This window comes from Pseudomonas sp. SDT291_1_S447, assembly GCF_054070155.1.
This window is the reverse complement of sequence record NZ_JBSVXS010000394.1, coordinates 1-234: the sequence shown is the minus strand read 5'-3', so window position 1 is coordinate 234 and position 234 is coordinate 1. Positions and strand designations below refer to the sequence as shown.

Sequence of the window (234 nt, the reverse complement as noted above, 5' to 3'; positions counted from 1 at the left end):
GGTCGGCGTTGGCGGTGATGTTGAGTTTGGCCAGCAGGTTGATGCTGTCCTTCAGTGCGCGCACATCGATGTCGCCGGAGGCCGCGACCAAGCGCCAGCCCATGCTTTGCACGAACAGGCGCATGCCACGGCTGGCACTGGCAAGCAGGCGTTTGCCGATCGACAGGCTGGTGTGGCCGGTGCTGCTCAGGGCCAGGTGTTCGCCGGTGGCGATGTGGGTTGAGCGCGGAGTGG

At 65.8% G+C, this 234-nt stretch carries 1 protein-coding gene; it reads right to left on the bottom strand.

The features are described 5' to 3' along the window. The coding region (locus ACW9IR_RS30060; protein ID WP_457466240.1) for a DUF2345 domain-containing protein at positions 1-234 on the bottom strand (234 nt) is incomplete at both ends.